General features: G+C 44.2%; 6 protein-coding genes. 3 read left to right on the top strand and 3 right to left on the bottom strand.

Annotated features, from left to right (window positions below):
- From F6K37_RS32075 to F6K37_RS32065, 3 genes are all read right to left on the bottom strand, one after another.
- Positions 1-627, bottom strand: a 627-nt coding sequence (locus F6K37_RS32075; protein ID WP_287254636.1) for a PDZ domain-containing protein, incomplete at its 3' end; no start/stop codon positions are given.
- Positions 628-1014: 387 nt separating this feature from the next.
- Positions 1015-2001, bottom strand: coding sequence for an undecaprenyl-diphosphate phosphatase (locus F6K37_RS32070; protein ID WP_502709631.1), 987 nt, complete (start codon positions 1999-2001; stop codon positions 1015-1017).
- Positions 2002-2145: 144 nt separating this feature from the next.
- On the bottom strand, positions 2146-2355 hold the full coding sequence (locus F6K37_RS32065) for a hypothetical protein (protein WP_287254635.1): 210 nt from the start codon (positions 2353-2355) through the stop codon (positions 2146-2148).
- A 24-nt stretch (positions 2356-2379) separates the two neighbouring features.
- On the opposite strand from F6K37_RS32065, the gene F6K37_RS32060 reads away from it, so the two are divergent.
- The 3 genes from F6K37_RS32060 (at position 2380) to F6K37_RS32050 (ending at position 4765) form a co-directional block, all read left to right on the top strand.
- Positions 2380-2541 carry a hypothetical protein gene (locus tag F6K37_RS32060; RefSeq protein ID WP_154659716.1) on the top strand — a complete coding sequence of 54 codons (162 nt, stop codon included), beginning with the start codon at positions 2380-2382 and terminating at the stop codon, positions 2539-2541.
- Positions 2542-2762: 221 nt separating this feature from the next.
- A complete protein-coding gene (locus tag F6K37_RS32055; RefSeq protein WP_008181504.1) occupies positions 2763-3404 on the top strand; it encodes a DUF3120 domain-containing protein in 642 nt (213 codons plus the stop codon).
- A gap of 320 nt (positions 3405-3724) precedes the next feature.
- Complete coding sequence (locus tag F6K37_RS32050; protein WP_008181506.1) at positions 3725-4765, top strand: adenylate/guanylate cyclase domain-containing protein; 1041 nt, start codon at positions 3725-3727, stop codon at positions 4763-4765.
- The last annotated feature ends 166 nt before the right edge of the window (positions 4766-4931 follow it).

The following is a 4931-nucleotide window of genomic DNA, read 5'->3' as shown; positions in this document are numbered from 1 at the left end:
CAGAGTACGTTCTAAGTGAATGCCATCATTAATCCCAGGACACACCACTACCTGGGCATGAATTTGCAGCCGTCGCTCCTGAAACCACCTTAACTGCTCTAAAATTTGCCCAGCCCGAGGATTTTTCAGTAACCGTATGCGCACATCCGGTTCAGTAGCATGAACCGAAACATAAAGAGGAGATAGACGCATCCGTTCGATCCGATCCCACTCGGTTTGAGTCAGATTGGTCAGAGTTAAGTAAGACCCATAGAGAAAACTAAGCCGATAGTCATCATCTTTGAAATAAAGGCTTTGGCGCTTACCTGGTGGTTGTTGGTCGATAAAGCAAAATGGGCAACGATTATTGCACTGAATCAAACCATCAAATAACGCTGTCTCGAATTCCAGCCCTAAATCGTCATCATAGTCTTTCTCAATTTCGATCACATGAGTCTTACCCGCCCCATCCAGCACTTCCAGTTCTAAAATTTCATCCGCACACAGGAATTGATAATCAATCAAATCACGGGGATGGCTACCATTAATCGCAACAATAGAATCCCCTGGTTCAAATCCAATCTCAGCGGCAATGGAGTTGGGAAGAACCTTAGTGATTAATACTGGACGAATCGAGCTTTGACTCATTGATAGCAGTTTTCAATTGGGTGAGGCACAAAGTCCTAGGTTTTAGGGAGCAGGGAGCAGGGAGTAGGGAGCAGGCAAGAGGCAAGAGGCAATAGGCAACAGACAACAGGCAAGAGGCAAGAGGCAAGAGTGAAAAAATTCTATCTACCTAATAGTTATGAAAAACGTTGTATTATATAGCGTTTATAGGATTTATGAGGTATGCTTCTCAACCTCAAAGTCCCCCTTGATAAGGGGGATTTAGGGGGATCCCTTTGTACCTCATGGCATAGAGAATTGCTATATCCAAAATATATATCCAAATCTACCATAGTTGAAGGGATAATTCTCCCCATCTCCCCATCTCCCCATCTCCCTATCTTCCCACACTTCCGACACTTGCGGACGCTAACTATTTTGTAACAGCCCAGTTATGATACCACCTAAAATTACTAACCCAAACAATAACCGATACCAGACAAATATCCAGACACCTTTTTTCTTGAGATAGTTAATCATCCATGCGATCGCTACGTAGGAAAATGCTGCTGATGAAATCACCCCTACAATCAGTGACATTGCGCCAGCATCCCCGATGCCATCTTTGAGCAAACCGACTAACTCCACTAAACCAGCTAAGGTAATCGCTGGGATGCCCAACAAAAAGGAAAACCTTGCTGCGGTTGCTGGTTCCAAACCCATGAATAAACCAGCAGTCAGAGTTGAGCCAGACCGGGAGACACCAGGCATTAAAGCCAACGCCTGAGCCAAGCCCATCCCGATCCCATCTTTAAGACCTAAATCCTCAAAGTTACGCTTACGCTTACCCACCACTTCAGAAACACCCATCAACAAACCCATCACAATCGAGACATAGGCGATTGACATGGTACTCCGTATCGGAGAATTGTCATAATCAGGGATAAAGATTTTAATCAGCAGTCCAAAGAAGACAATGGGTAGGGTTCCCAACGCAATTCCCAGTGCCATCTGGAAGTCTTGGGATTGGTAATCGGATGTACGGATAGCTTTGAATGCGCCAGTAGTGACTTTACTCAAGTCTCCCCAGAAGTACCACACCACCGCCGCAATCGAGCCTAGTTGAATCACAGCCGTAAACGCAACCCCTGGATCACCCCAGCCTAAGGCCACAGGTACCACTTTTAAATGAGCGGTACTACTGATGGGCAGGAATTCCGTAAACCCCTGTACAAAACCCAGCACCACCGCCTGAAAAATAGTCATGTGAGGCGTAGTAATTGTGGCAGTGGTACTGGTTGAGGATAAGACATCTGGGGCAGGAGTTGTGGCGAGAACCTTCAAGGGGAAGGTAAGGCAGGCGCTAAGGACAGCAATGATAGAAAAATTGATAAATTGACGTTTTGATAAGACCATTCTTTCCCCTATTGAGGTTGCTGTAGCTGAATCAGCCAGCCTGAATTCAATCGGTATTCTGGCATAAGTTACCAATAATCGCCAAGGGAATCTGGATGCTTAGCAAACTCTTTATCTTATCCCAATTCCATTCCATCTTGATCTTTAATCCTTAAACCTTAATATTTCATCCTTTTTGGGAATCGGGAATCGGGAATCGGGAATCGGGAATCGGGAATCGGGAATTGGGAATTGGGAGTCGGGAGTCGGGAATCGGAACCCACCCCTAACCCCTCCCAGGAGGGGAACGGGAATCGGGAATCGGGAATCGGGAATCGGGAATCGGGAATCGGGAAAAAGTCTAGCAATAGCCATGGCCCTGACCGTAGGGCATCACCAATGGCTAAGCAAATCTTAATTTTCCATAAATTTTTGAGTTCACCCCGTCAGACCTATTGCCTCTTGCCTATTGCCTCTTGCCTATTGCCTCTTGCCTCTTGCCTATTGCCTCTTGCCTATTGCCTATTGCCTATTGCCTCTTGCCTCTTGCCTTGCGCGTAGCGCTATAACTGCTATATTTCAACCCTTGCCATAAACCACCACATTCAAGTACTCTTACCAATATGCCCCCTGGGGGGATATTGGTAATGATATATTAAGTTGAATAAAGATAATTAAAGATAAATAACAAAATTTTGTTGAAAAATACTTGGTTTTCTGGTATATCCCCAAGGAATTCTAATAATTTAGGGCAACTACTTCTATCGATACCCCCTAGGGGAGTGAGTAATCCTCAAGGATGGCTATTATTTGCTGCCGCCTCCTTCCTGGTTTCTGTGCCAGTGTTCTTCCAAGCTCCCCTAGTGCGCCTTTTCCCACTGTTGAGTTTAGTCATCACCCTGGCTTGGGTGTGGCTAGGGATAAAACTGCTCCAACGTCCATCAACCCAAGTCTGGGGTGACTTGCTGTTGGGATTTAGCTGGAGTTGGCTGGCTGGTTCACTATATTGGGGTTGGTTGCGGACTGAACCTCTACTGCATTTACCGGTAGAGGCAATTGGTCTACCATTCGCTCTGTGGGGATTGTGGCGGGGTTGGGGAAAGGTAGGAAATCTGTTTTACTTGGGTTCGTTATTCGGTACAGCCATGACCGACATCTATTTCTACTTGACGAATCTAATTCCCTACTGGCGTCAGGTGATGGTAGTAGAGCCAGTCCTGGCAAAACCAGTCTTTCAAAATGCGATCGCACAAGTCCAAACTCCTTGGGGAATTAGCTGGGCAGTGCTTTTGGTTGCTACGCTAGGAATAGTTGGTCTTTGGTCATTGACAAAAGAACAGCCCCATTGGTGGACGTTTAGTGGAGCCGTTTTGAGTACAATCGTGGTAGATAGTCTTTTTTGGTTGGCAGCTAACCTAGCATGATGACTCCAGACACTGACCCTAAAAGGTACAGTGTGGGCTTCTTCGGAAGCCTTATTCATTTATTTATATATAGATATTTATATATATATATAAATATTAGGTAAGTTTTGACCATTGTCATTGTGATGGTTATTCCGAAATGACTCCATCATCCTGTGAATGTATCTACTAGGGTCAGCTTCTGAGTCTTGCTGGGTTTTTGACAGCAGCATACTCAAGCTCGATTAGCAGTAACTAGTCAGTAACTTATTGCTGCTATTGTTTCTCCAACTTCTGCGCTATCCTTCCCTGATCAGGGGAAATCTTGGAAAATTGATGCAATGATCAACCTCTCCGTTAACCCTGTTGTTGCTCCTATATCTGTGGTGACTTTGCGATCCACCCCTTACCTACTTATGCCTACCGACTCTGACGATCAGTATATGCCATTAGTTGGTAGTAATTGCTGGACCGTCGGTCGTAGTTATGATAACAATTTTGTACTTTCAGATCGCTGGATTTCCAGAAACCATGCGATGTTGCAGTGTACCGAAAACGGTGATTTCTATCTTATTGATTTAGGCAGCCGTAACGGTACATTTGTCAATGGACGCAGAGTCAGTATTCCGGTGACCTTGCGCAATGGCGATCATCTTACCTTTGGTCAGACAGAATTGGAGTTTTATTGCCCACCCAAGGCTCATAAAACTGAACCATCCGAACCTATACATAAAGATACCCAAACGTCAATATTGCACGTGCGCCGCCTGATTTCTGTGATGGTGGTGGACATCCGAAACTTTACCGTACTCACCCACCAGTTAGATGAAACCACCCTCTCAGTGGCAATTGGTAGTTGGTTCCGGGAGTCTGGAGAAATTCTGAAAAGGTGTGGCAGTTGGGTAGATAAATACATCGGTGACGCGATTATGGCGATTTGGTTTCATGGCTCTCAAGGGGTCAGTGATCAAGAAGCCATGAGTATTTTGCAAGCAGTCAATGACCTCAACAAAATGACTACCAATCTCTCTAAGGAATATCCTCTGCCCTTCCCACTGCGAATTGGTACTGGAATCAACACCGGTTATGCTATTGTTGGTAACACCACTGGTAGTGGCGATCGCCCAGAATACACTGCTGTTGGGGATACTGTAATTGCCGCTTTTCGCCTCGAATCTGCCACCAAGGAACTTGGTCTAGATATTGCCCTAGGGGAGGATACATACCGTTACGTTTCTAAAATCGGAAAGTCTGAGCTTAACTTCAAGCAACACACTGTAAATCTCAAAGGTTATGATAATTCCACTATTACCTACGCTGGAACCTATGGAGATTTAGATAATTTCTTGCGAGTTAACTCTACTATACCAATTGTTGAATAAGCTTTAGGAAAAAGTATCACTCATTTTGGTAAAGGTTAGTAGAATTTAGAATTTAGAATTTAGAATTTAGAATTTAGAATTTAGAATTTAGAATTTAGAATTTAGAATTTAGAATTTAGAATTTAGAATTTAGAATTTAGAATTTAGAATTTAGAATTTAGAATTT

Source organism: Moorena sp. SIO4E2 (assembly GCF_010671945.1).
Taxonomy (GTDB): Bacteria; Cyanobacteriota; Cyanobacteriia; order Cyanobacteriales; family Coleofasciculaceae; genus Moorena; species Moorena producens.
This window is presented reverse-complemented; position numbering and strand designations above follow the sequence as displayed.

Excerpts from the sequence above, each read along its gene's own strand:
- F6K37_RS32070 (WP_502709631.1), bottom strand. The coding sequence starts at position 2,001 with ATGGTCTTATCAAAACGTCAATTTATCAATTTTTCTATCATTGCTGTC.
- F6K37_RS32065 (WP_287254635.1), bottom strand. The coding sequence starts at position 2,355 with ATGGCTATTGCTAGACTTTTTCCCGATTCCCGATTCCCGATTCCCGAT.
- F6K37_RS32060 (WP_154659716.1), top strand. The coding sequence starts at position 2,380 with ATGGCTAAGCAAATCTTAATTTTCCATAAATTTTTGAGTTCACCCCGT.
- F6K37_RS32050 (WP_008181506.1), top strand. The coding sequence starts at position 3,725 with ATGATCAACCTCTCCGTTAACCCTGTTGTTGCTCCTATATCTGTGGTG.